Source organism: Ruegeria sp. AP12, assembly GCF_056540025.1.
Genome location: NZ_JBQFVZ010000305.1, coordinates 1 through 558, shown reverse-complemented (window position 1 = coordinate 558; position 558 = coordinate 1). Strand labels below are relative to the sequence as shown.

The 558-nt window shown below is 58.1% G+C and carries 1 protein-coding gene; it reads right to left on the bottom strand.

Annotation, left to right across the window (positions count from 1 at the left end; genetic code table 11):
* Positions 1 to 558 (bottom strand): proton-conducting transporter transmembrane domain-containing protein (locus ACR0E6_RS22890; protein WP_480587741.1); only part of this gene is annotated, 558 nt, incomplete at both ends.

Below are 558 nucleotides of genomic sequence, written 5' to 3'. Positions count from 1 at the left end.
AGCGCCTTGAAGAAGGCGTGTGTCAGCAGGTGGAACATCGCCGCCGAGTACATGCCGACGCCTGCGGCCACGAACATGTAGCCTAGCTGCGAACAGGTCGAATAAGCGATGACGCGCTTGATGTCGGTCTGAACCAAACCCACGGTCGCGGCAAAAAACGCAGTCGAGGCCCCAAGGAAGGTGATGAACCCGGTCGCACCCGGCGCGAACTCCATCAGCGGCGACATGCGGCAGACAAGGAACACACCCGCCGTTACCATCGTCGCAGCATGGATCAGCGCCGATACAGGTGTCGGGCCTTCCATTGCGTCAGGCAACCAAGTGTGCAGGATCAACTGCGCCGATTTACCCATAGCGCCGATGAACAGAAGGACACAGATCACCTCAACCGCGTTCCACTCACCCCAGAGGAAGCTGAGTTGCATTTCCGACAGGTCAGGGGCCGAGGCAAAGATATCCGAGAAGTTGATGCTGTCAGTCAGGAAGAAGATCGCGAAAATCCCCAGCGCAAAACCGAAATCACCAACCCGGTTGACGATAAACGCCTTCATCGCCGCG